Consider the following 25,909-nt stretch of genomic DNA (forward strand, 5'->3'; position numbering starts at 1 on the left):
CTTCTCCGATTGGCATTCAGAATTGCTTTTTCTCACGACAGTTGGCGGACGAGGTCAGGGGGCGACGCCCGGCTGCAGGTCCTGCTCGGTCCAGATGGTCTTGCCGGTGGAGGTGTAGCGCGTGCCCCAGTGGTGGGTCATCTGGGCGATGATGAACAGGCCGCGGCCCCCCTCGTCATCACTCGCGGCGTGCCGCAGATTGGGCGAGGTGTGGCCAGTGTCGGAGACCTCGCAGATCAGGGTCCGGTCGCGGATCACGCGTACCTGGATCGGACCGCCGACGTAGCGGATGGCGTTGGTGACCAGCTCACTGACGATGAGCTCCGTGGCGAACGCCAGGTCGCCCAGCCCCCAGTCGCCGAGCTGCTTGCTGACGGCGGTGCGGATGGCGGCCACCGCCGCCGGTTCCGGGAGCACCGCCCATTCGGCGTGCTGGTTCCGGTCGAGCAGGCGCGTGCGGACCATGAGGAGCGTCGCGTCCACGTCCGCGGGCCCGGGCAGCAGACTGGTCACCACGCTGTCGCACTGCTCCTCCAGGGATCCCCGGCCGCCGGCCAGGACGCGGTACAGCTGGGCGAGCCCGGCGTCACGGCCGTCGGCCGCCTGGAGGAGACCCTCCGTGAAGAGGACGAGGAGACTGCCCGGTTCAAGGTCCAGTTCCGTGCTCTGGTAGGGCAGGCCGCCGATGCCCAGCGGCGGCCCGAGCGGCAGTTCCGGACAGCCGGCGACGCCGGTGCGCGGTGGGACGATCGCCAGCCCCACCTGTTCCCCGGCCCGCGCGACGCCGCACTTGCCCGAGACGGGGTCGTACACCGCGTACAGGCAGCTCACGCCCAGGGCCGCGTCGGCGTGCGGTATCCGGCGGCCTGCCCCGGCCTCGTGCGCGGTCTGCTCGACCAGGTCGGTCAGGCGGGACAGCAGCTCGTCCGGGCTCAGGTCCAGCCGGGCCAGCACGCGCACCCCCGTCCGCAGGCGGCCCATGGTGGCCGCGGCGCCCAGGCCGTGCCCGAGCACGTCCCCGACGACCAGGCCGACCCGGGTGCCCGACAGGGGAATGACGTCGTACCAGTCGCCACCCACCCCGGATCTGTTGTCGGCGGGCACGTAGCGGCTCGCCGATCCGACGGCGGCGTGCCGCGGCAGACGGCGCGGGAGCAGGCCCCGCTGGAGTTTGAGGGCCACGCCGTAGCCACGGGTGACCGCCGGCATCAGCAGGACACCGACCAGCAGCGCCCCCAGGCCGAGGACCGTGACCCCGCCCGTCCTGCCGATCAGCGGCAGGTCGACGGCGGTCGTGCCGTACGCGGGGTCCGCGTAGACGACGAACGCGGCGTACAGGAACAGCAAGGCCATCATCAGCCCGCCGAGCCCCGGTAGTACGCCCTTGAAGACCAGGTCACGGGTGCTGCGGCCGAGGACCTTGCGGTGGTGCCAGAGGCAGGCGAAGCCGGTCACCGCGTACTGGAACGCGATCGCGAGACCGACCGAGTCGATCGAGTCGGCCAGGACGTTCCGGCTGAACGACGACAGCAGCACGAACAGGGAGATCGAGACAGCGCCCATGCCGAGGGTGCCCCAGGTCGGGGTGAGGAACCTGCGGTGGATCCGGGCGAACCGGGAGGGGACCGCCTTGTGGACCGCCATGGAGAAGACGGTCCTGGCCAGGGGCAGGATGGTGGTCTCGGCGGAGGCCAGGGCGGAGGTCAGCACCATGAGGATCAGCAGCCTCGACAGGAGCAGCCCCGTGCCGTGGCGTCCGAACACGGCCGCGCCCAGCCCGGACAGCACATCGTCCGAGTTGCGGGTGTTGCCGAGTCCGATGCCCGAGGTGCCGACTCCCGCGAACGCCTGCGCCGACGTGGACACCAGCCCGTACATGACCAGGAGCAGCACGGTGGTCATGACCGCGGCGCGTCCGGGGATGTGCGCGCTGTCGACGGTCTCCTCGTTGACCGAGAACGCGGTGTCCCAGCCCCAGTAGATGAAGACCCCCGCGAGGACGCCCGAGGTCAGGGCCTTTGCCGAGGGCACCTCGAAGGGGTTGAACCAGGTGGCCGAGACGTGGATCGCCGTCGCGGGCGGCGCGACGTAGACCCTGACCAGCGCGGCGACGGCGAAGACGACCAGCACCACGACTTCCAGGCACAGCAGCCAGCGCTGGACGGCCGCCGAGAACTCGATGCCGACGTAGCAGACCGCGGTCAGTACGGCGATCCAGACGATCCCCGCCACGGTGGTCCACAGCCGGTTGTCCGCCAGTCCGTCCAGGCCCACCAGCCGGAAGCCGTAGGCGGCGGCGATCTTGGCGAGGCTCGCCATGACGATCACGTCGGCGACGATGATGCCCCAGCCGGCCATCCAGCCGACGCGTGGTCCGAAGGCGCGGGTGGCCCAGGTGAAGGTGGTGCCGCAGTCGGCGTTGCTCGCGTTGAGCTCCCGGAAGGCGTACGCGACCAGCAGCATCGGTATGAACGCCAGCATCGTGACGATCGGGGCCTGCAGTCCGACCCCGGCCACGATCACGCCGAGCGTGGCGGCCAGGCTGTACGCCGGGCCGGTGGAGGCAAGGCCCATGGCAACCGAAGAGAACATGCCAAGGGCGTCGTGTTTGAGCCCCTTCCGGCCGGCCCCCGTACCGGGAGCGGGGCGGTCGACCGGCACGGCGCCGCCGAAGTGCCTCACACTTGATTGCACCGCCGGGCGGCCCCCCTCCGCAACAGCTGCCCGTGCCGCCGGACGCCGGGCTCAGGACAGCGCAACGGGGGTCGTACGGGTCCTACGGGTCCGATGCGGGCGGGCTGTCACCACTCACCGTGATGACCGACCACCCGGAAGCTGCCGACGACACCGTCCTCACCGAACACGCCCCCGTCGCCGAAGACGCCCCCGCGGCCGAACACTCCCTCGGCACCGAAGACGCCCCCGTGGTCGGTACGGGTCACCTCGCCGAAGGTTTCGCCGTGGGGACCCACGGTGGTGACCGGAGCGCCGCCGTCACAGGTGAAGCCCCGGAAGACCTCGACGGTCCTGCGGCTGTCGTTGAAGACGCTGAAGCTGCTGGAGCCGGTCGCGGTGATGCAGCCCTCGGCGGAGGCGGAGTACGTACGTTCGTTGAAGTAGATCCTTCCGCCTCGTTCACGGCCGCGTCCGCCTCCGTCACGGCCGTGGTCGCGTCCACCGCCGTCGCGGCCCTCCCCCCTCTCTCCGCCTGCGCTCCTGCCGCCCACCGGGGCAGCGGGAGCAGCGGGAGCCACGGCAGGAGCGGCTCGGTGCGCGGGCCGGGCTGCCTGGTGGACGGCGGAGGGCGTCGGGGCGGATCCGTCGGCCGAGGCGTAAGGGATGCCGGCGGCCACGAGGACGGTCACGCCCACTCCGGTGCCGAGCACAGCAAAGGTACGCGGAGACATGTCACTTCTCTCTGTCGCGCGGACGTCGGCCGGGCGACCGATCTGCGACGAACGTACCGACAGCCCCGACAACCGGCATTTCAGATAAATCACCAGTGTGACGGCAGGGACCCAAACGGGTAACCCGTCGCCGCTGATCGACGCCCGGCATCCAGGTCACGAACCCCGGCTGCTTTCACCGTGGTTCGCCGCTGCACCCGGTTGAGTGACAAGCAGTACGGCACCCGAAGACGTTCGCGATATGGCGAGCTGATTTCTATACGTTCTTCCGGGATTCGGACATTCAGGCCAGCAGGTGGCAGCCTGCGTCCGCCACTCACGGAGGTCACGGGATGAACCATCGCCCCTGGGTTACAGCACCACTGGCGGGCGTGGTCATCGCCCTCGCGTCCCCACCGGTCGGCGCCGCCGCGCACGCGCCCCTACGGCACCCGCCCGCCTCCCTGCGGGTGCGTGAAGGAGGCCGCGACGACGACCACCGCAACCCCTGGCGCGACTGCCACAGCCACCGCCGCGTCGTCCTCATCACCCCGACCCTCAGAGCGTTCCTGACCAACGGCCGGCGCGGACCGGAAGCCCTCGTACTCAAGGGAACCCCGAAATCCAAGACCTGGTCACCGGAGCAACCCTGGGGCAGCTTCACCGTCGCGAAGTTCCTGGACGTGAACTACTCCGCCACCACCACCGGCCAGTACGCGTTCGCCATCAAGGAATTCTTCAGAGTGCACCCGCTCTTCGTCGTGAACACCTACGACAACCACAAACGCGCCTTCCCCTTCCCCGAAGCCCGCTGCAACGACCACAACGACAGCGACGGCGAAGACCGCGACCGCCCGCACGGCGGCAGTTCCTCCGCCTCGCCCTGCAAGGACGCCCCGGCACCGCGGGACGGAACGGCCGCCGGCTGGAGCACCGGCCTGCTCAGCACACAACACGTCCTGATCGCGGCGGGCGGCCTGCTCACGCTCCTCGGAATGCTCGCCACCGCCTGGCACCGCCGGCGCCGCTCCGACGACTGACCACGGCGCCCCGGCATCTCCACGCCCCCGTCGGCGCCTCACGCCCCCCGTCGGACCGAGCACCTCGGCGGCGCCGCGCGGCTCGGTGCGCGGCTGCTGGTTGAGCTTGTGCCGCAGGACGGACGAGTGCCGGTGGACCGCCTTGCGGGTGTAGGGCCGCTCCCGCAGCTCGGCTTCGAGGGCCGGACAGAAGGCCTCCGGCGCGGAGGCCGGGTCGATGACGCGTCGGACCACCGCGGCGGCGGACTGCGGGTCCGGCGTGATGCGCACCTTGGCGATGTAGTCCCCGTGACTGACAGCGCCCGTCGTCCAGTGGCTCGACAGGGCCGGGTATGTCGAACATCTTCAGCGCCAGTCCGGTGGCGCTGCCCCGTCGTGCGGCGGCTCCGGCGTGGCCGAGCCGCTGGAGAAGCGGATGAGCGCGTCGTGGGTTCCCGGCGTGGCGCAGATGCCTCGGGCGTACGCGGGGGGGAATCCCGTCCAGGATCTCCACCTGCCCTCGAACCAGCCCGTAGCCCTTGGCGTGGGCATCGCGGAGGGCCCGGCCAGTGCCGTCGGCCTCGACCGAGTCGGTGATGTAGCTTTCGCGTCCTTCGAGAGCGGGTCAGGGGTCCCAGGGGGAGGAATCGCTCTCCGAAGCAGTACTCACCGCCGCGGGTGACCACGAAGCCGGGCAGGTTCCGCAGACGGCGCCGGACCGGCTCGCCGTCGTTGATCCACTCGGATTTGATGAATTCAAATTGCCGTTCCAGGTGGGCTCCGCAGAAGACGCCGGCCAGGCCCCGGTCCGCGCCGTCGTCGTCCAGTGCGCCGTCCGGCAGGAGCGGGCCGCAGGTGGTGCCGCGGCGGATGAGGCGGTGCATCCGGGCGTCGCCGATGATGGTGGAATCGCGCGGGTTGGTGCGCCGGATGGGCCCACCCGCGGGGCACCGGAAGCCTCGGTCGTCCGGGTCGTCGTGCTCCGGCGACAGCGTCAGCGGTGCCCCGCTGCGCGCAGGTACCGGCGCCAGGCCGCCATGGTGGTGTGAATCTTGCGGACGGCCGCGTAGGTTCCGTTGCGCCCCAGCACATCGGGGTGGGGCATGGTCGGCAGATCGCCGGTCTCGTCGGGGTATCCGAGGGAACTCGCCGGTCTTGATGGGCGGTTCCTGCGGGTTGGAGCCGGGCAGCCCGACGCCCTCGATGTTCGGATGGCCGATGCCGTCGCGGAAGTCGCCGTGATGGCGGCCCTGTTCTTCGTCCTCGGGCTGAAGCTGCTCGGAGACGGAATTTCCATCCTCACCTCATAACAGCCGTGCTCGAACGCCCTCTGTCAGTGCGCGTGGCCGCTCGAAGCGGGCGCCGGGGCCGCGTCGGGGTTCGCCAGCCAACGCAGCGCGCTGAGGCTCGGCAGGAAGAAGTACTCTCCGCCGCGGGTGATGACGAAACGCTCCACGCCGTGCAGGCGGCGCCGGACCGGGTGCTGCGGGATCGTGAAGATGCCCGTGCCGTCGTTGTTGCCCGTGAGCAGGTCCTTCTCCTGGTCGAGGCCGGTGAAATGGCCGTCGTTCAGCCATTGCGACTTCACGAACTCAAACTGGCGGTCGAGGTGCGAGCCGATGAAGACGAAGACGATGCCGCGGTCGGCGCCGTCGTCGTCCAGCGTGCCGGCCGGAAGCGGGGGGCCGTAGTTGGTGCCCCGTCGAATCATGTGGTGCAGGCGGACGTCGCCGATGATCTCCGAGTCGCGCGGGTTGGCTCGCCTGGCGTGGGCGCCGTGGGGGCAGATGGCACCATGCGGATCGGACGCGTAGCGGAAGCCGTTGTTGCGCTGGTCGTCCGCCCCCAGGGCCGGGTCGTCGTGCTCGGGCGCCAGGACCAACGGGGCGCCGCTCTGCCAGCGGCCCACGATCTTGGCGGCGAGCAGCGACTCTTCCTCCGGGCTGCCGGAGTTGTCGTGGAGATACCGGCGGAAGGCCGCGACGCGCGTGTGCAGTTTCCGCCAGGCCACGAAGGTGCCGTTGCGGCCCAGCTCGGCCGGCTCCGGCATCGGCGGCAGGTTTCCGGTCTCGTCGCGATAGCCGAGCACGAATTCGCCCGCCTTGAGCACGGAACCGTCGCCGGGCGGACTCTCTGCGCCGCTGCCTTCGATCGTGGGGTTGCCGATGCCGTCCTTGTAGCCGAAGCTGGTGCGCCCGGTGGACAGCTGGTAGAAGTCCTGCCGATGGACGACCTGAAGACCGGCGAGCTGCGCGTGGGCCTTGCGCGCACGTTCGAGGACGACCGCCAATGACTCCTGGTCGGCGGCCAGGAGGGACAGCACGACGTGGACCTGGCCGGTGCCGAAGGGCGGCTCCCAGCGTGCGGGCGCGCTCTCCCCGGTGTCCCCGATGAACTCGGCGCGTGCCGCCATGCCCTGCCGGAACTCGTCAGGAAAGGTGTTCAGGGCGGCCGGCGGGACCTGGAGCGCTTCGAGTCCCCGGTACGTCAGTCCGGCGTTGAGCAGCGCGGGCAGGTCCGGTTGCCACCAGTTGGCAGCGGAGTCGACCAGCTCGGCCAGACGCCCCATCAACTCGCGCCCGGCGCCGGGATCGTCCACACGCAGCAGGATGTAGGTGCCGACGTACGGTGACGGCCGGTCGCGCAGCACGATGCCCTGGATCTCGTCCAGCTGCAGCGGCGGGGCTTCAGTCGCTGTCATGACGTCCTTCCGGTCGACTATCGGCGACTTTGTACCAATTGCCGCTACTTTCAGTGCTGTCCGACACGGCACATCGCGCGATTGACGAGCGCCTGAGCGCGCGGGGTCGCGCGGAGCGCAAGGTTCCACCGCGCGAGCCGAAGCGCTCGCTGGGGATCGCCGCCGACGGTCAGCCAGAACTCCGCCGCGTGATCGGCGTACGCCTCCGGGTGGCGCGCCATCAACTCCTCGTAGCGCGCGGCAGCGCGGGCACGCCAGAACCGAGCCTCCGCCGACGCCTCGCCCCCGCCCAGGAGGCGGACAAGCCGGGTCGCGTAGCCGGGATCGTCGCTGACGAGGGCCAGCCGGCGCAGACGCTCTGTCGCCACGGCCGTCCGGCCTTCGGCGGCGTCGGTCTCAGCGAGCCGACCCTGGGCCGGCACATAGGACGGCAGTCGGCGAGCGGCCGACTCCAGCCAGACGCGCGCGCTCACCAGCCTGCCCTGGGCCAGCCACATCTGCCCGCACTGGAATTCGAGAACCGCGAGGGGAAAGGGGCTGACCCCGCGGTAGGCGCCTCTCGCCGCCAGAAACCACGTCCCGGCCTCGTCGGGCTCGCCGCTCTCGGCATGACAGCGGGCCATGGCACCGAGGGTCCTGAAGTCCCGCCCCCTCGACAACCCCTGCCGATGCAGCGCGAGCGCGTCCTCGTACTGCCCGACCGCCTGGCAGACGGCTGCTCGCTCCTCGTCCGCACTTCTCCGATCGAGCCCCAGCGCAGCCGCCCCATCCAGATCGTCCAGCGCCGCCGCGAACCGGTGGAAGAGGCCCGCCAGCCTGGCGCGCGCCATGAGCGAGCGAGGATCGCGTGGCGCCTGGTCGACGAACGTCCCGGCCAGCGACGCCGCGCGCTCGGCCTCGTCGATGCGGCCCCGCACGTGCCCGCGCAGGGCGGTCAGCTCCACCAACTCGCCCCAGCCGTCAGCGGTGAGCCTTCCGCGTGTCGCCTGCGACGTCAGTCCTTCGATGCGCGCGTCGAGGTTGCCCATGGCGATGACGCCGGCCGTCGTGGGCGGCCCGCCCGCGAGATCGGGCCCGCTCTCACCACCGGCATGCGTGGCCGCCGTGGAACCGCTCATCAGCTTGCGGCGGCCGTCGGGACGGAAACGGGTTCGGGCGGGTCGGGGTTGGGCGGTGCCAGGTACGGGAACTCACGCGAAGCCGGGACGGTCCCGTCGACGCCGTCGCTCACGCGCGGACCATGGCCCGCGTTGACGATCAGCGTGTAGAGCGTGTCGATGACATCGTCGTTGAGCGACCGGCCGCCACAGGTCTCATGCTCCCGGCCCTCCAGCAAGGCCCGCTCGATCTCGAAATAGCTGTCTTCGGCGTACGGCTTGGCCACGTCCACGACCAGGAAGTCCGCGAGCAGCAGCTCCGTCAGCGGATGCGTCCCGTCCGGCTGCGTCGTCCAGTCCGCCTTGCCGTCGAGGCCGTCGAAGAAGACCAGGTTGGCGTTGAGACGTGCGCGATAGGCGTCCACGTAGCTCGGGCCCAGCCGGAACGGGTCCTCCTCGTTGTAGAGATCGCGCAGGTCAACGACCTTATTGGCGGCGTCGACCCCGTTGTCCGACAGGAGGATGTTCTTGACCTCGGGGCGGCCGAGACGTTCGAGGCGCACGGGATACGGTCCGACCGTGACGGTTTCCGCCGCAACGGCGAAGACGCTCCCCGAGGCCGCCCCGAACACCCTGGCGACGTCGAGCTCTGCCACGACGGTGAGGACGTCGGCGCCCTCCAGTGAGTTGGTGCCCTTCGGTACGAAGGCGAGCCGCCGCCTCGCCCGTGTCTCCACCTCCTTGGCCACGTCCATGAAGAAGGGATCCAGCCGCAGCCCGGCGTAGCATCGCACGCCATGGCCTTCGCCGCCCCGCTCGTCATTCACCAGCAACGAAACCGATTCGCCGTCGGGCAGTACGCACGTTCCCCGCTGCGTCACCTCCCCGTCGTCATCCGGTCCGACCGGAATCGAGAAGGTGCAGGAAAGCGTGAATTCGTCGGTGCCGACATCGAGGAGTGAACCGGAATCTCCCGTGGGCACGGATGCCGGACGGACGCGGAAGCGATAGCCGGCAGCGTCGGAGAACAGGGCTCCCGGCCGCGCGTTGGGAAAGACATTCATGACCAGGACGAGCCGGCCCGGCCGGGAGGGGCTGGGAAAGGCATAGAGGTCGGTCAGGTCTATGGCCGGATCGGCCAGGGCGCGGGTGCCGGAAAGATGGTCGGACATGATGCTGCGACCTCCGCTGACGGGCCCGAGCGGACGCGGGACAGCTGCTAGCTGGACGCCGTGTCCAGCAACGCGTTGAACGCCTGCGTGACCTTCTGCGCCTTGGCGGTGTCCTCGACCGTCATGGTCGGATTGGAGGCGTACCACATGTCGGCCTCCACGATCTTCGTCGCCAGCCAGTCGACGATGTTCGGAGAGGTCGCCCCGGGCCAGCCCTCGACGACACCTTCGAACATCTCATCGAACCACGGCGCGGCATTGGCGAAGATGTCAGCCATGTACGGCTTGAAGTCACCGTCGTAGGTGACCGCGCCTATGACCTGGGTGTCATTGTTGATGAACGTGACACGGAAGTCGTGGACAGTGCCGACGATCTTTTCGTACCGAAAGGCGTCGTCCTGGATCTTGGCGGCGTTCTGGTGGAACTTCTCTGCCCCGCCTGGCTTGGCATCGAGGAGAACGGTGATTTCCGCTACCTCCCCGATCCGCTTGCCGAGACCGTCGGGCTGCCTGGCCACGGTTGGAGTCGCCGACCTGGCGGAGCTCTGTGCCGTCATGACTCCCTCTCCCTTTGATCGTCTACCGGCTGGGCTGCGGGCTCCCCTCCCTTCTGAGTACATTCCGGAAGGCCCACATAGCCAGCTTTGTCGCCCCCCGGGGTGTCGGCAAGCCGATCAGGCCCCCGGGTCGACGTCCACCTCGGGGAGCCATTCACAACCACATGCGCCACAGATGGCATCCGGCGTCATTGTGCCGGGCCAAGTACGTCGTCGGCGCTTCGCGGCTCTGTGCGCGGCTGCTGGTTGAGCTTGTGACGGGCGATGGAGGACCGCCGGTAGACCTCTTTGCGGGCCCGCATGATGTTGCCCAGGGGGGCGTGTTCGGCGGTGACCCGCCAGGGTGTGAAGGAGAGTGCGTCCATCTTCTCCAGGTTCTCCGGGCCGGAGATGTCCTGCTGCGGGAGCCGCAGCTTGGCCACGGTGACGGGCGGCGAGAGCTGCTCGGGCCACTCCACGGTGGTGTCCTCCACCGGCATGCGCTCCAGGTCGGTGCACAGTTGGACCTGGATGTCGAAGACGTAGGGCCGCTCCTGCAACTCGGCTTGCAGAGCCGGCCGGAAGACCTCTGCCGCGGAGGCCGGGTCGATGGTGCGCCGGACCACCGCGGCGGCACTGGACGGGTCGGGGGTGATGCGCACCTTGGCGATGTAGTCCCCGTGCCGGACCGCGCCCATCGTCCAGTAGCTCGACAGCAGCAGGTTCGCCGGAGGGTTCTTCGACAGGCGGAGGAAGGCAAGGAACTCGTCCCATGCCCAGTTGGCCTGGTCCAGGGTTCCCTTTCCGGTCACGAACTCGGTGTAGAAGCGATGTGCGCCTGGGCGACCCTGGGAGAAGTAGGCCGGTGCGTCCAGGAACAGGTCCTGGATGAACAGGTAGTGCTCGACCGTGTTGCAGAAGAAGATCAGGCCGTTGATGTTGGCGTAGTCGAAGGTGCCTGTGTCCGGTTCGTCTTCCAGCAGGGTCGGGCCGGGGATGTCGAAGATCTTCAGTGCCAGTCCGGTGGCGGTGCCCAGGCGTGCGTCGGCTCCGGCATGGGGCGAGCCGTTGGAGAAACGGATGAGCGCGTCGTGGGTTCCCGGGGTCGCGTAGATGCCCTGGGCGTACTCGGCGGGGAGCCCGGCCAGGATCTCCACTTCCCCGCGGACCAGTCCGTAGCCCTTGGCATGAGCGTCGCGGAGGGCTCGTCCGGTGCCGCCGGCCGTGACCGACCCGGCGATGTAGCTCTCGGTCTTTTCGATCACCGTCTGAACGTTGCGGTCGAAGTCCGGGTCGTCGTCTTCGACGTCAGGCGTGTAGCGGACGAACTGTGCTGCCATGACCTTCGACCTCTCCTCGCAGAGCGTGATCGGACCTCAGGGGGGAACCGCTGTCAGTCCTCAAGTTCGGCGAGCCAGCGCAGGGCGCGCAGTCCTGGCACGAAGCAGTACTCACCGCCCCGGGTGACCACGAAGCTGGGCAGGTTCTGCAGACGACGCCGGACCGGCTTCTCCGGGATGGTCACAGTGCCGGTTCCGCCGTGATGCCCGGCCACCGGATCCTTCTCGCCGGGATAGCCGATGAAGTTGCCGTCGTTGACCCACTCGGCCTTGATGAACTCGAACTGCCGCTCCAGGTGGGCGCCGATGAAGACTCCGATCAGGCCGCGGTCGGCGCCGTCGTCGTCCAGAACGCCCTCGGGCAGAGGTGGGCCGTAGGTGGTGCCGCGGCGGATGAGACGGTGCATCCGCGCGTCGCCGATGATGGTGGCATCGCGGGGGTTGGTGCGCCGGATGTGTGCACCGGCGGGGCACCGGTACCCCCGGTCGTCGTTCTCCCGGTACAGGAAGTTGTTGACGCGGTGCGGATCGGCCGCCAGCTCCGGATCATCGTGCTCCGGAGTCAGTGTCAGCGGGGCGCCGCTCGGCCAGCGCCCGACCATCTTGGCCGCCAGGAGTGCCTCCTCCTCGGCGCTGGAGGTGTTCGCGCGCAGGTACTGCCGCCAGGCCGCCACGTTGGTGTGGATCTTGCGGACGGCCGCGTAGGTGCCGTTGCGTCCCAGCACATCGGGGCTGGGCATGGGCGGCAGACTGCCGGTTTCGTCGGGGTAGCCGAGGATGAACTCGCCGGCCTTGATGGGGGTTTCCCGCGGGTTGGAGCCGGGCAGTCCGACGCCCTCGATGTTCGGATGGCTGATGCCGTCACGGAAGCCGAAGGTGGTGCGTCCGGTCGGGAGCTGGTGGACGTCCTGCTGCCAGATCACCTGGACACCGGGTGTGTCCTCGAAGGCGACACGGGCCCGCTCCAGCTCCTTGCCCAGCTGCGCCGCATCGGAGGCGAGGGCGCTCAACGCGATGTGGACATCGCCGGTTCCGAACGGTGCCTCCCAATGGGCCGGCGCACTCTCACCCACGTCGCCGATCAGCTCCGCCCGAGCGGCCATGCCCTCACGAAACGCCCGCGGAAAGCTGTCCAGCGACTCCTGGGGGACCCCCAGGGCCCTCAGCCCCTCATAGGTGAACGCCACCGCGACCCAGGCATCCCGGCTCGGGTCCACGTCGGGCAGACCACCCGCCGTCACCGGAAGCAGCCGCCGCAGCAGGGCGCGCCCGGCGTGACGGTCGTCGACCCGCAGGAAGATGAACTTTCCCTCGTAGGGCACGGGCCGTGGACGCAGTGCCCCGCTCTGGACGTCATCGATCTCAACGCCCATATCGGCTGCGCCGCTGCTTGCCACCGTGTTCATGATCGCCTGTGCCTCCACATCGGCCTCTGCCTGGGCAGACCCGCAGCGGCCGACCCGCGCCCGACACGGTCCACCGATCTTGGGTCGTTCTGAGGGTTGGTTGTGTCCGACTGCTAGGCCGAGGCTTCCTCCAGCAGCTTCTGGAAGGCCGGCGTGGCCACCAACTCCGCGTTGGCCGGGTTCTCCAGCATCGCCCGGAACTGGGGAGTGTCCAGCACCTCCTCGAACGCCTCGTCCACGCGGTGGTCCTTCCAGATCTGCTGAACGGTCAGATCGGGATAGGAGCTGACGAAGGCTCCTGCGGGGGCTTGGTGGGCGACGAACCAGTCCTTCACCCCTGGGTCAGCGACGCCGGGGAACCCAACGCTGTGCGAGAAGATCTTGTCGAAGTTCGCCCCGATGACCGTATGGGCGAAGTCGTCGATGTAGGTGTCCCAGGAGCCGTCGAAGACGCTGGCGAACATGAACCGGGTGTCATTGTCGAAGATCACGTGCCGTGCGTCATGCAGCGTGCCGATCTGGCGCAGCGCCGCACGGGAGCCCTCCCTGGACGACCCGCTGGTGAGCGCGGCGAGATCCTCACGCAACGCATCAGCATGGCCCGGCTTGATCTCCGTATAGACGGTGAACTCGCTACAAACCCCATCCGACCTGCCCGGACGCTCGGGGTGAGCCGATTGGGTTGCACCTGTCGTCGCATTCATCGTGCCGTCCTCCTGCCACGGCTCGGTCCGAGGGTCGCCAAGCGCCCGACCATGAGGCGCCATCGCCCTCACAAATCAATCCTCACCACGGACACACCGCCGCGCATCCCGGGCCCCGGCCGACGTGGTCGCCTGAGGCGGATCCCCGGGAAACTCCGACACTGCGGGGACCGGCCCGATCCCTCCCGTCCCGAGAGGCTCCCGAGGACAGATCCGGCCAAGGGCAGGAAAATGGAACGGGTAGGCCGTGCCGAGTACGTCTCGTCACCGTTTCCGGGCAGCCGCTTGCGCACGGCCCTGGAGAGAGCGGCCCGGCCGATCGCACACCGACCCGTTGCGCCGCCGAGGCGGCCGGGGCACCCTCTCGCGCCATGCCCTGCTCGACCGGATCGCCACCCTGACCTCATGCGGAGGCAATCATGGGCGCAGTTCTCGGTGACGTACTGGGTTTCGCGGCCGCCGTCGCAGTCAGCCCGCTCCCCATCATCGCCGTCATCCTCATACTCGCCACGCCTCGGGGACGTCTCAACGGGGTCCTCTTCACCGTCGGCTGGATCCTGGGACTCGCGGCACTGGGCGCGGTGATGCTGGCGATCGCTTCCCCGGCTGGTGCCTCCGCCCGCAACCACCCGGCCACCTGGGTGGGAGCCCTCAAGCTCGCCCTGGGCCTGTTCCTCGTCCTCTTCGGCGCCCGGCAATGGCACCGGCGCCCAAGGGATCCCTCACAAGCCCAACTGCCGAAGTGGATGAACGCGATCGACCGCCTCACCCCGGTCAGGGTCTTCGCACTCGGACTGGCCCTGGCCGCGCTCAACGCCAAGAACGCCCCGCTGACCATCGCCGCGGGGGCCGCGATCGGCTCGGCCGGCCTGCCGGTGGGGCAGCAGATCGCATCTCTGGCGATCTTCGTCCTGATCGCCACCCTCGGCCTGCTGGCCCCACTGGGAGTGTTCCTGCTCGGAGGAGAACGAGCCAGGACCACGCTCGGCAGCTGGAAGAACTGGGCAGCTCAGCACAATGTCGCCGTGATGGCGGTCCTGTTCTTCGTCCTCGGGCTGAAGCTGCTTGGAGACGGCATCTCCATCCTCGTCTCCTGACAGGCTTACCCAGGCATGACGGTGTGGTCCGCGCACAGACCTGGAACGGACCTCAGACCCACTCCACCTCGGAGACGATGTGTGGAGCTCGTCCAGGGCCCGGCACCGGCGTCCGGGAGGACGCTGGCGACGCCGACGGACGAGAGCTCGAAGCACCGGCCGCAGCCAACGCCGCCGCCACCTCCCCCTCGCTCACCCCGTCAGCGCCTCAACCACCCGATCGAGTGCCTCGCCCACCTCAGTGCGCGTGACCACTCGCCGCCGGCGTCGGACCTGCGTTCTTGACCGTCAGCGGCAGCAGCTTCTTGCCGGTCGGGCCGATCTGGATGTGGGTGTCCATCTGCGGGCAGACGCCGCAGTCGAAGCACGGGGTCCAGCGGCAGTCCTCGACCTCCGTCTCGTCGAGGGCGTCCTGCCAGTCCTCCCAGAGCCAGTCCTTGTCCAGGCCGGAGTCGAGGTGGTCCCAGGGGAGGACTTCCTCGTAGGAGCGCTCGCGCGTCGTGTACCAGTCGACGTCCACGCCGAAGGGGGCCAGGGCCTTCTCGGCGCAGGCCATCCAGCGGTCGTAGGAGAAGTGCTCGCGCCAGCCGTCGAAGCGGCCGCCGTCGTCGTAGACCGCGCGGATCACGGCGCCGATGCGGCGGTCGCCGCGGGACAGGAGGCCTTCGACGATGCCCGGCTTGCCGTCGTGGTAGCGGAAGCCGATCGAGCGGCCGTACTTCTTGTCGCCGCGGATCTTGTCGCGGAGCTTGGCCAGGCGGGCGTCCGTCTCCTCCGCGGAGAGCTGCGGGGCCCACTGGAAGGGCGTGTGGGGCTTGGGGACGAAGCCGCCGATCGAGACCGTGCAGCGGATGTCGTTCGAGCCCGAGACCTCGCGGCCCTTCTGGATGACGTGTGTCGCCATGTCGGCGATCTGGAGGACGTCGTCGTCGGTCTCCGTCGGCAGGCCGCACATGAAGTAGAGCTTCACCTGGCGCCAGCCGTTGCCGTAGGCCGTCGCGACCGTACGGATGAGGTCCTCTTCCGAGACCATCTTGTTGATGACCTTGCGCATGCGCTCCGAGCCGCCCTCGGGGGCGAAGGTCAGGCCGGAGCGGCGGCCGTTGCGGGTCAGCTCGTTCGCCAGGTCGACGTTGAAGGCGTCGACCCGGGTGGAGGGGAGCGAGAGGCCGATCTTGTCCTCCGTGTAGCGGTCGGCCAGGCCCTTGGCGATGTCGCCGATCTCCGAATGGTCCGCGGAGGAGAGGGAGAGGAGGCCCACCTCCTCGAAGCCCGTCGCCTTCAGGCCCTTGTCGACCATCTCGCCGATGCCCGTGATCGAGCGCTCGCGCACCGGGCGGGTGATCATGCCCGCCTGGCAGAAGCGGCAGCCGCGCGTGCAGCCGCGGAAGATCTCGACCGACATGCGCTCGTGGACCGTCTCGGCCAGGGGCACGAGGGGCTGCTTGGGGTACGGCCACTCGTCGAGGTCCATGACGGTGTGCTTCGACACGCGCCAGGGGACACCGCTCTTGTTCGGGACGACGCGGGCGATACGGCCGTCCGGGAGGTACTCGACGTCGTAGAACGCCGGGATGTAGACCGCTCCGGTCTTCGCGAGGCGGAAGAGGACCTCCTCGCGGCCGCCCGGGCTGCCCTCCGCCTTCCACTGGCGGATGATCTTCGTCATGTCGAGGACGGCCTGCTCGCCGTCGCCGATGATCGCCGCGTCGATGAAGTCGGCGATCGGCTCGGGGTTGAAGGCCGCGTGGCCGCCCGCGAGGACGATCGGGTCGTCGGTCGTGCGGTCCTTGGACTCCAGCGGGATACCCGCCAGGTCCAGCGCCGTCAGCATGTTGGTGTAGCCCAGCTCGGTGGAGAAGGACAGGCCGAACACGTCGAAGGCCTTCACCGGGCGGTGGCTGTCGACCGTGAACTGCGGGACGCGGTGCTCGCGCATCAGCGCCTCCAGGTCCGGCCACACGCTGTACGTGCGCTCGGCGAGGACGCCGTCCTGCTCGTTGAGCACCTCGTAGAGGATCATGACGCCCTGGTTGGGCAGACCGACCTCGTACGCGTCCGGGTACATGAGCGCCCAGCGGACGTCGCAGCTGTCCCACTCCTTGACGGTGGAGTTCAGCTCGCCGCCCACGTACTGGATCGGCTTCTGCACATGCGGGAGCAGGGCTTCGAGCTGCGGGAACACCGACTCGACAGACATCGGGGGAACCTTTGTGAGCTGACAGGGGTGACCATCAAGCCTAACCCGGCCGGGCGGTCGTCCCGAACGCTCAGCCGGGGGTCCGGTGCGTGATCTCCCGCCACAGGCCGGGCAGCTCCGCCTCCGCGGCCGCGGCCCGCGCCTCCTCCCTGCCGTACAGCAGCCCGTACGTGAACCCGCTCTCCCCCGCCGCGTGCGCCCCCGCGGACAGCTCGCGCAGGGTCCGGCGGGCCATGACGCTGTCCTGGTGCTCGCCGAGGAGGGTCGTGAGGGACTTCATGTCCTTGGTGAGGGCGCGGGCCGGCTTGCCGAGGGCCTCGGTGGCCGCCTCGGCCGCGTACCGGGTGCGCTTGGCCTTCTTGCGGGCCTCGTGCACGGCGATGTCGCGCTCCTCGCCGGGCGGGGCGTCGAGCGCCTGCCCGATCAGGTCCGACAGGGTCGCGAGGTCCTTGCGTACGGCCTTGTCGAGCACCTTCTTCGGCGGCTTGCCGGCCGCGGGGCGCAGGGGCGGGGTGGCGAGGAGGGTGTCCACGGTGTCCAGCAGGGTCAGGTAGCGGCGGGAGTCCAGGACGCCGGTGAGATGGCCGTGCGCGCTGCCGTGGCGCGCCTCGGCCCAGGAGGCGAGGCGGGCGCGGACCGGGCCGGTGACCAGGTCGGGCGGGAGGGCGTCGAGGGCGGTGATCAGGCGGTCGGCCAGCACCTCCTGGTCGCGGTCGACGCCCAGCTCGCCCGCGAGCCACTTCAGCTCCGCGCCGATGGCGTCGGTGACGCTCCGGTCGAGGACCGAGCGGAAGCTGCGCAGGGTGCTGCGGGCGCGGCGGGTGGCGACCCGCATCCGGTGCACCGAGTCGGGCACGTCACGGCGGACGGCGGGGTCCAGCTCGACCAGTACGTCACGCTGGGCGCGGAGGTAGGCGAGGACGTGGTCGCCGGCCGTCACCGGCGGCCGGGCGCCCCTGCTCCGCCGTCCGGCCTTGCTCTTCCCGTGGTGCCCCCGGCCCGAGGTCTGTTCCAGGGCCCGGGCGAGCTTCGACGGCGACGTCGAGGGGCGTACGCCGGCCTTGCGCAGCCGCTTGTCCACCAGGTCCAGGAAGGCGGGGTCGCCGTCGTCGGCCAGTTCCACCTCGATCTCGGTCCACTGGGCGGCTCCGCCCTTGCGGGTGAGGCGTTGCGCGGTCACGGAGTCGACGCTCGCCTCGGCCAGCAGTACGCCGTCGGCGTCGAGCAGATGGCGGACGTCGCGTGCGGAGCGGAGGCGGACCAATGGGATCAGTTCGGCGTCCCTGACCCGGGAGCGGACGAGGGCGGCCAGTTCCTCGGGGACGGTGTCGGAGAGCGGAGCGCGGATCTCGTCGCGGACCCCGGGGGCGACCGGGAGCTTCAGATGCCAGCCGGCGTCCGAACCGCCGGTGCGGCGGCGCAGGGTGAGGGAGGCGGCGGCCAGGCGTTCGTCGGCGGTGTCGTAGTAGGTGGCGTCGAGGTCGACCACGCCCTTGTCGAGCACGGCCGCCACCCCGCCGACGCCGGTCAGGTCGGGCAGCCCGCTGTCGTCGGATTCGTACTTGCGCTCGATCTCGCGTTTCGCATCCGCCATGGACTGAATCTAGTGCGGCGCGGGCCGAAGCGGCAGGGCCCACTCCGGGTGAATGGCGGGAAAACTCCGGTCATCCACCCGGAAAAACGACCTCACGCCGACATGGGTCTCTGCACCTTGATCGACTGGAGCAGCCCGACGGCCACCCAGACCGCGAACATCGACGAGCCGCCGTACGACACGAACGGCAGCGGCAGGCCGGTGACCGGCATGATGCCGAGGGTCATGCCGATGTTCTCGAAGGACTGGAAGGCGAACCAGGCGACGATCCCGGCGGCCACCACCGTGCCGTACAGCTCCGTCGAGTCGCGGGCGATGCGGCAGGCCCGCCACAGGATCACCCCGACCAGGGCGATGATCAGGCCCGCGCCGAGGAAGCCCAGCTCCTCCCCCGCGACCGTGAAGACGAAGTCCGTCTGCTGCTCGGGCACGAACTGGCCGGTGGTCTGCGAGCCGTGGAAGAGGCCCTGCCCGGTCAGACCGCCCGAACCGATGGCGATCCGGGCCTGGTTGGTGTTGTAGCCCACGCCCGCCGGGTCCAGGTTCGGGTTGGCGAAGGCCGCGAAGCGGTTGATCTGGTACTGGTCCAGGATGTGCAGCTGCCAGATGGCGACGCAGCCCATCACGCCGACGGCGAGCAGGCCGAACACCCAGCGGTTGGAGGCGCCGGAGGCCAGCAGGATGCCCAGGATGATGGCCACCATGGCCAGCACCGAGCCGAGGTCCGGCATCAGCAGCAGGATCATGCACGGCACGGCCGCGAGGCCGAGGGACTGGGCCACGGTCCGGTGGTCCGGGTACGTCTTGTCGCCCGCGTCCACCCGCGTGGCCAGCATCATCGCCATGCCGAGGATGATCGCGACCTTGAGGAACTCGGCGGGCTGGATCGAGAAGCCGCCGATCACGATCCAGTTGCGCTGGCCGTTGATGGTGGCGCCGAGCGGGGTGAGGACCACGAGCGCCAGCAGGACCGACAGGCCGTAGAGGATCGGCACGGCGTTGCGCAGGGCGCGGTGGCCCAGCCAGATCGTGCCGATCATCAGGGCGAACCCGATGCCGAGGTTCATCAGATGGCGGACCAGGAAGTAGGACGGGTCGCCCTGGTTGATCTCCGTGCGGTTGCGGGTCGCCGAGAACACCAGCATCGAGCCCAGCAGGGACAGCGCCAGCGCGGCGAGGAGTATCGGCCAGTCCAGCCGGCGGGTCAGCGAGTCGCGGGCGAACAGCCTGGTCCAGCCGGCCCGCGCCGGGCCGTACCCGGAGACGGAGAAGCTGTTGCCGGTCATGAGGGCAGCCTCCGGCTTCCCCGCTTCGGGGTCCGTCGCGGCCGCCTGCGGGTGTTGCGGTTGCCCGTGGTGGGCGAGGGCGAGGTGGCGGGCTGCTGGTCGGTGCCGTTGCTCGGGTTGTTCTGCTGCGAGGCCTCCTCGTCCTTGCCCGGGTCGCCGGTGACCTTCGGGGCGGCGATCGTGCCGTCCGTGCGCACCTTCGGCAGGGTCTTCTGCGGCTCGGGCAGCAGCGCCTTCTTGTTGTCGATGGAGCCGTCGCCCTGGACGCCGTAGAGCGCGCTGTAGATGTTGCGCACGGCCTCACCGGCGGCGCCTGAACCCGTACCGGCCTGGGAGATCGTCATGATCACCGAGTAGTCCTTGGAGTACGTGGCCAGCCAGCCGGTGGTCTGCTTGCCGTAGACCTCCGCCGTGCCGGTCTTGCCGTGCAGCGTGATCTTGTTCTGCGGCCAGCCGTTGAACTTCCACGCCGCCGTACCGCGCGTGATGACGCCCGCGAAGGCGTCGTTCATGCCCTTGAGCGTGGCCTGGCTGACCGGGAGCTTGCGCGCGACCTTGGGCTTGATCTCCTGGACGGTCTTGCCGTCGGGGCTGATGACCGCCTTGCCGATGGTCGGGACGTACTCGGTGCCGCCGTTGGCGACGGCGCCGTAGATCATCGCCTCCTGGATCGGCGTGACGAGCGTGTCGCCCTGGCCGATGGAGTAGTTGATCTCGTCACCCTCGCGCATCTTGTTGCCTTCGAGGCAGTTCTCGTAATAGATCTTCTGGACGTAACTGCCGTCCTTCTTGCCGTACTTGCACCAGACGTCCTTGTTGGCCTTCCAGTAGTCGAGCTTCCACTGGCGGTCGGGGACGCGGCCGGTGACCTCGTTGGGCAGGTCGACGCCGGTCTCCTTGCCGAGGCCGAACTGGTGGGCCGTCTTGAAGAACCAGTCCTTCGGCTGGCCCTTCTTGGGGTTGATGCCGCCGTCCTTCTTCCACTCGTTGTCGCCGAGGCCGTAGAAGACGGTGTCGCAGGAGACCTCCAGGGCGCGGCCGAGGGAGATCGGGCCGAAGTTCTCGCCCTCGAAGTTCTTGAAGACCTGGCCGCCGACCGAGTAGGAGCTGGTGCAGGGGTAGCCGCCGTCCCAGGCGTAGCCCGCCTGGACCGCGGCGGCAGTGGAGACCACCTTGAACGTCGAACCGGGGGCCGCCTGACCCTGTATGGCCCGGTTGAGCAGCGGGTAGTCGGAGTCCTTGCCGGTGAGGTCCTTGTAGTCCTTGGCGGAGATGCCGCCCACCCAGACGTTCGGGTCGTAGGTCGGCGCCGAGGCCATGGCGACGATCCGGCCGGTCTTGGCCTCCATGACGACGACGGCGCCGGAGTCGGCCTTGTAGTTCTCGCCGGTGTTCTTGTCGAACTGCTGGCGGGCGGCCTTCATGGCGTTGTCCAGCTCGTACTCGGCGACGCGCTGCACCCGGGAGTCGATGCTGGTCACCAGGTTGGAGCCCGACTCGGGCGGCGTCGCCTTGGCCTTGCCGATGACGCGGCCGAGGTTGTCCACCTCGTAGCGGGTCACGCCGGCCTTGCCGCGCAGTTCCTTGTCGTACTCCCGCTCCAGGCCGGAGCGGCCGACCATGTCGGAACGCAGGTAGGGCGATTCGCTGTTCTTGGCCTGCTGGATCTCGGCGTCGGTGACGGGCGAGAGATAGCCGAGCACCTGGGCGGTGTTGGAGTTGCCCGGGCCGGGGTAGCTGCGCACGGCCTCGGGTTCGGCGCTGATGCCGGGGTAGTCCTCGGAGGCCTCGCGGATCTGCAGGGCCTGCCTGGGCGTGGCCTTGTCGGTGATCGGGATCGGCTGGTACGGCGAGCCGTTCCAGCACGGCTGGGGGGTCTTGGCGTCGCACAGCCGGACCTTCTGCATGACCTCCTCGGGCTTCATGCCGAGGACGCCGGCCAGCTTGGTGAGGACGGCCTTGCCGTCGTGCGGCTGCTTGAGCAGGTCGGTGCGGGAGGCGGAGACCACCAGGCGGGTCTCGTTGTCGGCGAGGGGCACGCCCCGGGCGTCCAGGATGTCGCCGCGCACGGCGGGGTCCACGACCTGCTGGACGTGGTTGCCGGACGCCTCCTTCTGGTACTGCGCGCCCTCGCGGATCTGGAGGTACCACAGGCGGCCGCCGAGCGTGCCGAGGAGGGAGAGGACGAGGATCTGGATCACGACGAGCCGGATCTGGACGCGTGGGGTCCGACCGGTCTCGGGGATGTTGGTCACTGCGGCTGCCTCCCCCTCTCAGAGCACGAATGCGAGTACGCGTACGAATGATGAACGACCAGCCTGTGAACGCGCGTTCCGCGACGGCTGACTCGTTCGGGTGAACTCGGCGCCGCTCACAGCCGCTTGACCCCCTTGATCCGGCCGACCCGGGTCGTGCGGGTGCGGGCCTTGGCCTTGAGCACACCGAGACCGCCGCGCTGGCTGCCGATACGCAGCCCGGTACCGGACGAGAGCCAGCCCGCGGTGACGTCCCCGGCCTTGGCGGCGGGGCCGGTCTCGGTCAGCGGGTCGTTGTCGGCGCGGCGGGCCAGCCACATGATCGCGGGGACCACGAAGGGGGCGAGCAGCAGGTCGTACAGGGCGGCCGAGATCAGCAGGCCGGGCAGGCCGACATGGCGGGCGGCGGTGTCGCCGACCAGGGCGCCCACGCCCGCGTACAGCAGCGTGGAACCGATGGCGGCGGCGACCACGACGGCCATCGGGCCGGTCGCCGACTTCAGCCGGCCGTTCTCCGGCCTGATCAGCCCGGCGAAGTAGCCGGTGACGCACAGGACGAGCGCGTAACGGCCGGCGGCGTGGTCGGCGGGCGGGGCGAGGTCGGCGAGCAGGCCGGCGCCGAAGCCGACGAGCGCGCCGCCGACATGGCCGTACACCATGGCGAGACCGAGGACGGTGAGCAGCAGCAGGTCGGGGACGGCACCCGGCAGATGCAGGCGGGCGAGGACGCTCACCTGGATCACCAGGGCCACGACGACCAGCGCGCTGGAGAGCAGGATCCGGTTGAAGCGCATGGGGAAGTCAGCTCCTAGTGCTGCTGGCCGGACGAGTCGGACGCGTTGGCCGAGGGGGTCACCGTGACGGTGACCGTCGGCGTCGGAACCGGCTTGGGCTGGGCCGGGAGCACGGTGTCCCGCGGGTCCTTCTTCGGGGCCTCGACGACCACACCGACGATGTCGAGCTTGGTGAAGCCGACGTACGGGGTGACGTAGATCGTGCGGGTCAGGCCGCCGTTGGACGGGTCGACCCGGGAGACCACGCCGACCGGCACGCCCGGCACGAACGGGCGGTCGTTCTGCGAGCCGAAGGTGACGAGGCGGTCGCCCTTGTGCACCTCCGCCTTGCCGTCGAGCAGTTCGACGCGCAGCGGGCGGTCGCCCTGCCCGGAGGCGAAGCCGAGTTCGTCGCTGCCCTCCATCCGGGTGCCCACGGTGAAGTCGGGGTCGTTGGCGAGCAGGACGGTCGCGGTGTCCGGGCCGACGGTGGTGACCCGGCCGACCAGTCCGTCGCCGTTGAGGACGGTCATGTCCCGCTTGATGCCGTCGTTGGCACCGGCGTCGATGGTGACGGTCCAGGAGAAGCCCTGCGCCGACCCTATGGCGATGACCTGGGCGCCCTTGATGCCGTACTGGCCCTCGCCGGCGATCTTCAGCATCTTGTCGAGCTGGTTCAGCCGGCTGCGGTTGCGGTCGTCGCTGCCCAGCTTCGCCTTGAGGGCCGCGTTCTCCTTCTCCAGGGCGGCCAGGCGGCTGTGGCGGGTGCCGGAGTCACGGATCGCGGAGACGGCGTTGCCGACGGGATCGACCGCCGAGGACAGGCCGTTCTCGACGGGGCCGAACACCGCGGCCGCGGCCTGCCGGGCACCGTCGACCGGGGAGTTCCGACCCCCTCGGATGTCCACCGTGATCAGCGCGAACGCGATGGCGACCAGCAGGACCAGGAGCAGCCGGCTCTCTTTCGTGTCCCTCACGTGCTGCGGCCGTGCCCTTCCTCAATAGGAATTCGGGAGCCCCTTTGCGGCGGTGTGCGAAACGCAGACCAAAGGGGCCCGTTCAGGGGAGCTTATGCCTCTATATCAACGATCCGCCGCACGAGAGGAGTATGTCTCGTACGGCGGAATCGAAGAGTTACGTCATCTGCGCGGCTGGGCGTCCAGCACCTGCTGGAGCGCCTCGAACTCCTCGACGCACTTGCCGGAGCCGAGCGCGACACTGTCCAGCGGGTCCTCGGCGATGTGGATGGGCATGCCGGTCTCCCGGCGCAGCCGCTCGTCCAGGCCGCGCAGCAGGGCTCCGCCGCCGGTCAGAACGATTCCTCGGTCCATGATGTCGCCGGACAGCTCCGGCGGGCACTTGTCGAGGGTCGTCTTGACCGCGTCCACGATCGCGTTGACCGGTTCCTCGATCGCCTTGCGGACCTCGGCGGCCGAGATGACGACGGTCTTGGGCAGCCCGGACACCAGGTCCCGGCCGCGCACTTCGGTGTGCTCGTCGGCGTCGAGGTCGTACGCCGAACCGATCGTGATCTTGATCTGCTCGGCCGTGCGCTCGCCCAGCAGAAGGCTGTACTCCTTCTTGATGTACTGGATGATCGCGTTGTCCAGTTCGTCGCCCGCGACGCGGATGGACTGGGCGGTGACGATGCCGCCGAGCGAGATGACCGCGACCTCCGTGGTGCCGCCGCCGATGTCCACCACCATGTTGCCCGTGGCCTCGTGGACCGGCAGGCCGGAGCCGATGGCGGCGGCCATGGGCTCCTCGATGATGTGCACCTGGCGGGCGCCGGCCTGGGTGGACGCCTCGATCACGGCGCGGCGCTCGACGCCCGTGATGCCCGAGGGCACGCAGACGACGACCCGCGGCCTGGCGAGATACCGCCGCTTGTGGATCTTCAGGATGAAGTAGCGGAGCATCCGCTCGGTGATCTCGAAGTCGGCGATCACGCCGTCCTTCAGCGGACGGACGGCCACGATGTTGCCCGGCGTCCGGCCGATCATCTTCTTCGCTTCGGCACCGACCGCGAGGATCCCACCCGTGTTGGTGTTGATCGCGACGACGGACGGCTCGTTCAGTACGATCCCGCGACCCCTGACGTACACCAGCGTGTTGGCGGTCCCGAGGTCGACAGCCATGTCACGGCCGATGAACGACATTGAGTTCCCCATCCGGATTCATCTGGCCTTCCTGTGCTTTTGAGGGCATATCAGGTCGGCGAGGCGGGTGCTGTGACGTGAAGGCTTCCATCGTAAACGCGCCTGCACGGCCACTGCGCGAGGGTCTCCGCCATTGTCACCAGATGGCGGGCCGCCTCGCCTGTGGAGACGGTCCATCGGAGGCACGCGTTCCCCCGATCGGCAAGGCATATGCCAAGGGACGGCCGGAAATGTACGGCCGCCCCTGGTGGGGTGTCGTCGAACCGGTCCGAATCGATCTGACACTCCGTCAGAAAAATTAGCGAAAACTCCTCGCGCTGTTCAGGCGCGACCCGTCACGCCCGGCCCGGGAAGAAGATCTTCACCTCGCGCTCGGCGGACTCCTCGGAGTCCGAGGCGTGGATCAGGTTCTCCCGGACGATCACGCCGTAGTCCCCGCGGACGGAGCCCGGCGCGGCGGCGATCGGGTCGGTCGGGCCGGCGAGCGCGCGCACGCCCTCGATGACCCGCTCGCCCTCGACGATCAGCGCGACCACCGGACCGGAGGACATGAACGCGACCAACGGCTCGTAGAAGGGCTTGCCCTTGTGCTCGCCGTAGTGCTGCTCCAGGGTCTCCTGGTCCAGGGTCCGCAGCTCCAGCGCGGTGATCTGCCAGCCGGCCTTGCGCTCGATACGGCTGATGATCTCGCCGGTCAGGCCACGACGGACGGCGTCGGGCTTGAGCAGGACGAGGGTGCGCTGGGTCACGAGGTGCTCCTTACGACTGACGTGTGCGGTGGGACGAGGCTACAGGGCGTGTCCGTGCGCCCGTCACACAGCGTCAGGTGTAGAGGAGGCGGACTCCGCGCGGGCGGCGAATACGGCCTTCGCCTCGTCCACCTTTCGGCCGAAGTGCACCGACGCCCACCACAGGGCCGCGAACACCGCGCCCATGAAGTACATGGTCGGGACGAAGATGCCGGAGGCGATCAGCGCGATCTGGAGCACCCAGCCGAGGGCCACCCCGCCCGGCCGGGTCACCATGGCGCACATCAGCACGCACAGCACCATGGCGACACCGCTGACCAGCCACACCGTCGACACCGACAGGCTCGGGTCCTTCATCGCGACGAGCCCGGCGAAGCCGATGACGAAGAACTCGCCGATCAAGGTCGAGGAGCACAGCGTACGCATCTCTTGAGC

The 25,909-nt window shown here is 69.4% G+C and carries 20 protein-coding genes; 2 read left to right on the plus strand and 18 right to left on the minus strand.

The features are described from left to right. Nucleotides 1-54: 54 nt before the first annotated feature. Both ACFC8N_RS02045 and ACFC8N_RS02050 read right to left on the minus strand, forming a co-directional pair. Nucleotides 55-2,592, minus strand: coding sequence for an amino acid permease (locus ACFC8N_RS02045; RefSeq protein WP_376285501.1), 2,538 nt, complete (start codon nt 2,590-2,592; stop codon nt 55-57). A gap of 209 nt (nt 2,593-2,801) precedes the next feature. Continuing rightward, nucleotides 2,802-3,407, minus strand: a complete 606-nt coding sequence (locus ACFC8N_RS02050; RefSeq protein ID WP_376285504.1) for a hypothetical protein — start codon at nt 3,405-3,407, stop codon at nt 2,802-2,804. 332 nt (nt 3,408-3,739) lie between these two features. On the opposite strand from ACFC8N_RS02050, the gene ACFC8N_RS02055 reads away from it, so the two are divergent. Next, nucleotides 3,740-4,426 (plus strand): hypothetical protein, encoded by a 687-nt coding sequence (locus ACFC8N_RS02055; RefSeq protein WP_376285506.1) that lies wholly within the window; start codon nt 3,740-3,742, stop codon nt 4,424-4,426. Nucleotides 4,427-5,738: 1,312 nt separating this feature from the next. On the opposite strand, the gene ACFC8N_RS02060 is transcribed toward ACFC8N_RS02055, so the two are convergent. The 7 genes from ACFC8N_RS02060 to ACFC8N_RS02090 form a co-directional block, all read right to left on the minus strand. Then, nucleotides 5,739-7,106: a Dyp-type peroxidase gene (locus ACFC8N_RS02060; protein WP_376285509.1), complete on the minus strand. Its 1,368-nt coding sequence runs from the start codon at nt 7,104-7,106 to the stop codon at nt 5,739-5,741. A gap of 50 nt (nt 7,107-7,156) precedes the next feature. Next, on the minus strand, nt 7,157-8,224 hold the full coding sequence (locus ACFC8N_RS02065; RefSeq protein ID WP_376285512.1) for a tetratricopeptide repeat protein: 1,068 nt from the start codon (nt 8,222-8,224) through the stop codon (nt 7,157-7,159). After that, nucleotides 8,224-9,375 carry a DUF4331 family protein gene (locus tag ACFC8N_RS02070; RefSeq protein ID WP_376285515.1) on the minus strand — a complete coding sequence of 384 codons (1,152 nt, stop codon included), beginning with the start codon at nt 9,373-9,375 and terminating at the stop codon, nt 8,224-8,226. Before ACFC8N_RS02070 ends, ACFC8N_RS02065 begins: the two co-directional genes overlap by 1 nt. 47 nt (nt 9,376-9,422) lie before the next feature. Next, nucleotides 9,423-9,932, minus strand: coding sequence for a hypothetical protein (locus ACFC8N_RS02075; protein ID WP_356022760.1), 510 nt, complete (start codon nt 9,930-9,932; stop codon nt 9,423-9,425). Between the two features lie 188 nt (nt 9,933-10,120). Beyond that, nucleotides 10,121-11,251: a catalase family protein gene (locus ACFC8N_RS02080; RefSeq protein WP_376285518.1), complete on the minus strand. Its 1,131-nt coding sequence runs from the start codon at nt 11,249-11,251 to the stop codon at nt 10,121-10,123. A 53-nt stretch (nt 11,252-11,304) separates the two neighbouring features. Continuing rightward, nucleotides 11,305-12,657, minus strand: coding sequence for a Dyp-type peroxidase (locus ACFC8N_RS02085; RefSeq protein ID WP_376285521.1), 1,353 nt, complete (start codon nt 12,655-12,657; stop codon nt 11,305-11,307). A gap of 113 nt (nt 12,658-12,770) precedes the next feature. Continuing rightward, nucleotides 12,771-13,361 carry a hypothetical protein gene (locus ACFC8N_RS02090; protein WP_376285524.1) on the minus strand — a complete coding sequence of 197 codons (591 nt, stop codon included), beginning with the start codon at nt 13,359-13,361 and terminating at the stop codon, nt 12,771-12,773. A 419-nt stretch (nt 13,362-13,780) separates the two neighbouring features. On the opposite strand from ACFC8N_RS02090, the gene ACFC8N_RS02095 reads away from it, so the two are divergent. Continuing rightward, nucleotides 13,781-14,458, plus strand: a complete 678-nt coding sequence (locus ACFC8N_RS02095) for a GAP family protein (RefSeq protein ID WP_362819571.1) — start codon at nt 13,781-13,783, stop codon at nt 14,456-14,458. Nucleotides 14,459-14,696: 238 nt separating this feature from the next. Here ACFC8N_RS02095 and ACFC8N_RS02100 read toward each other — a convergent pair whose 3' ends face one another. From ACFC8N_RS02100 to ACFC8N_RS02140, 9 genes are all read right to left on the minus strand, one after another. After that, nucleotides 14,697-16,658, minus strand: coding sequence for a TIGR03960 family B12-binding radical SAM protein (locus tag ACFC8N_RS02100; RefSeq protein ID WP_356022772.1), 1,962 nt, complete (start codon nt 16,656-16,658; stop codon nt 14,697-14,699). 70 nt (nt 16,659-16,728) lie between these two features. Then, nucleotides 16,729-18,252, minus strand: a complete 1,524-nt coding sequence (locus ACFC8N_RS02105; protein WP_376285528.1) for a CHAD domain-containing protein — start codon at nt 18,250-18,252, stop codon at nt 16,729-16,731. A gap of 92 nt (nt 18,253-18,344) precedes the next feature. Then, entirely contained in the window at nt 18,345-19,538 is a 1,194-nt protein-coding gene (gene rodA, locus ACFC8N_RS02110) for a rod shape-determining protein RodA (RefSeq protein WP_376285531.1), read from the minus strand. Further along, nucleotides 19,535-21,793 carry a penicillin-binding protein 2 gene (mrdA, locus tag ACFC8N_RS02115; protein WP_356022779.1) on the minus strand — a complete coding sequence of 753 codons (2,259 nt, stop codon included), beginning with the start codon at nt 21,791-21,793 and terminating at the stop codon, nt 19,535-19,537. The genes rodA and mrdA overlap by 4 nt, the downstream gene beginning before the upstream one ends. Nucleotides 21,794-21,909: 116 nt before the next feature. Beyond that, nucleotides 21,910-22,587 carry a rod shape-determining protein MreD gene (mreD, locus tag ACFC8N_RS02120; RefSeq protein WP_356022781.1) on the minus strand — a complete coding sequence of 226 codons (678 nt, stop codon included), beginning with the start codon at nt 22,585-22,587 and terminating at the stop codon, nt 21,910-21,912. A gap of 14 nt (nt 22,588-22,601) precedes the next feature. Next, the gene (mreC, locus tag ACFC8N_RS02125; RefSeq protein ID WP_356022783.1) at nt 22,602-23,543 is read right to left on the minus strand and encodes a rod shape-determining protein MreC; all 942 of its coding nucleotides are present in this window, start codon (nt 23,541-23,543) and stop codon (nt 22,602-22,604) included. Between the two features lie 162 nt (nt 23,544-23,705). Further along, a complete protein-coding gene (locus ACFC8N_RS02130) occupies nt 23,706-24,725 on the minus strand; it encodes a rod shape-determining protein (RefSeq protein ID WP_071374336.1) in 1,020 nt (339 codons plus the stop codon). Nucleotides 24,726-25,060: 335 nt separating this feature from the next. Further along, a complete protein-coding gene (gene ndk, locus ACFC8N_RS02135; protein WP_071384776.1) occupies nt 25,061-25,474 on the minus strand; it encodes a nucleoside-diphosphate kinase in 414 nt (137 codons plus the stop codon). A gap of 63 nt (nt 25,475-25,537) precedes the next feature. Continuing rightward, complete coding sequence (locus tag ACFC8N_RS02140) at nt 25,538-25,900, minus strand: DUF4233 domain-containing protein (protein ID WP_356022786.1); 363 nt, start codon at nt 25,898-25,900, stop codon at nt 25,538-25,540. Between the last annotated feature and the right edge of the window lie 9 nt (nt 25,901-25,909).

It is taken from the genome of Streptomyces sp. NPDC055966, assembly GCF_042269865.1.
Classification (GTDB): domain Bacteria; phylum Actinomycetota; class Actinomycetes; order Streptomycetales; family Streptomycetaceae; genus Streptomyces.

Excerpts from the sequence above, each read along its gene's own strand:
- ACFC8N_RS02045 (WP_376285501.1), bottom strand. The coding sequence starts at position 2,592 with ATGTTCTCTTCGGTTGCCATGGGCCTTGCCTCCACCGGCCCGGCGTAC.
- ACFC8N_RS02050 (WP_376285504.1), bottom strand. The coding sequence starts at position 3,407 with ATGTCTCCGCGTACCTTTGCTGTGCTCGGCACCGGAGTGGGCGTGACC.
- ACFC8N_RS02055 (WP_376285506.1), top strand. The coding sequence starts at position 3,740 with ATGAACCATCGCCCCTGGGTTACAGCACCACTGGCGGGCGTGGTCATC.
- ACFC8N_RS02060 (WP_376285509.1), bottom strand. The coding sequence starts at position 7,106 with ATGACAGCGACTGAAGCCCCGCCGCTGCAGCTGGACGAGATCCAGGGC.
- ACFC8N_RS02065 (WP_376285512.1), bottom strand. The coding sequence starts at position 8,224 with ATGAGCGGTTCCACGGCGGCCACGCATGCCGGTGGTGAGAGCGGGCCC.
- ACFC8N_RS02070 (WP_376285515.1), bottom strand. The coding sequence starts at position 9,375 with ATGTCCGACCATCTTTCCGGCACCCGCGCCCTGGCCGATCCGGCCATA.
- ACFC8N_RS02075 (WP_356022760.1), bottom strand. The coding sequence starts at position 9,932 with ATGACGGCACAGAGCTCCGCCAGGTCGGCGACTCCAACCGTGGCCAGG.
- ACFC8N_RS02080 (WP_376285518.1), bottom strand. The coding sequence starts at position 11,251 with ATGGCAGCACAGTTCGTCCGCTACACGCCTGACGTCGAAGACGACGAC.
- ACFC8N_RS02085 (WP_376285521.1), bottom strand. The coding sequence starts at position 12,657 with ATGAACACGGTGGCAAGCAGCGGCGCAGCCGATATGGGCGTTGAGATC.
- ACFC8N_RS02090 (WP_376285524.1), bottom strand. The coding sequence starts at position 13,361 with ATGAATGCGACGACAGGTGCAACCCAATCGGCTCACCCCGAGCGTCCG.
- ACFC8N_RS02095 (WP_362819571.1), top strand. The coding sequence starts at position 13,781 with ATGGGCGCAGTTCTCGGTGACGTACTGGGTTTCGCGGCCGCCGTCGCA.
- ACFC8N_RS02100 (WP_356022772.1), bottom strand. The coding sequence starts at position 16,658 with ATGTCTGTCGAGTCGGTGTTCCCGCAGCTCGAAGCCCTGCTCCCGCAT.
- ACFC8N_RS02105 (WP_376285528.1), bottom strand. The coding sequence starts at position 18,252 with ATGGCGGATGCGAAACGCGAGATCGAGCGCAAGTACGAATCCGACGAC.
- rodA (WP_376285531.1), bottom strand. The coding sequence starts at position 19,538 with ATGACCGGCAACAGCTTCTCCGTCTCCGGGTACGGCCCGGCGCGGGCC.
- mreD (WP_356022781.1), bottom strand. The coding sequence starts at position 22,587 with ATGCGCTTCAACCGGATCCTGCTCTCCAGCGCGCTGGTCGTCGTGGCC.
- ACFC8N_RS02130 (WP_071374336.1), bottom strand. The coding sequence starts at position 24,725 with ATGTCGTTCATCGGCCGTGACATGGCTGTCGACCTCGGGACCGCCAAC.
- ACFC8N_RS02140 (WP_356022786.1), bottom strand. The coding sequence starts at position 25,900 with ATGCGTACGCTGTGCTCCTCGACCTTGATCGGCGAGTTCTTCGTCATC.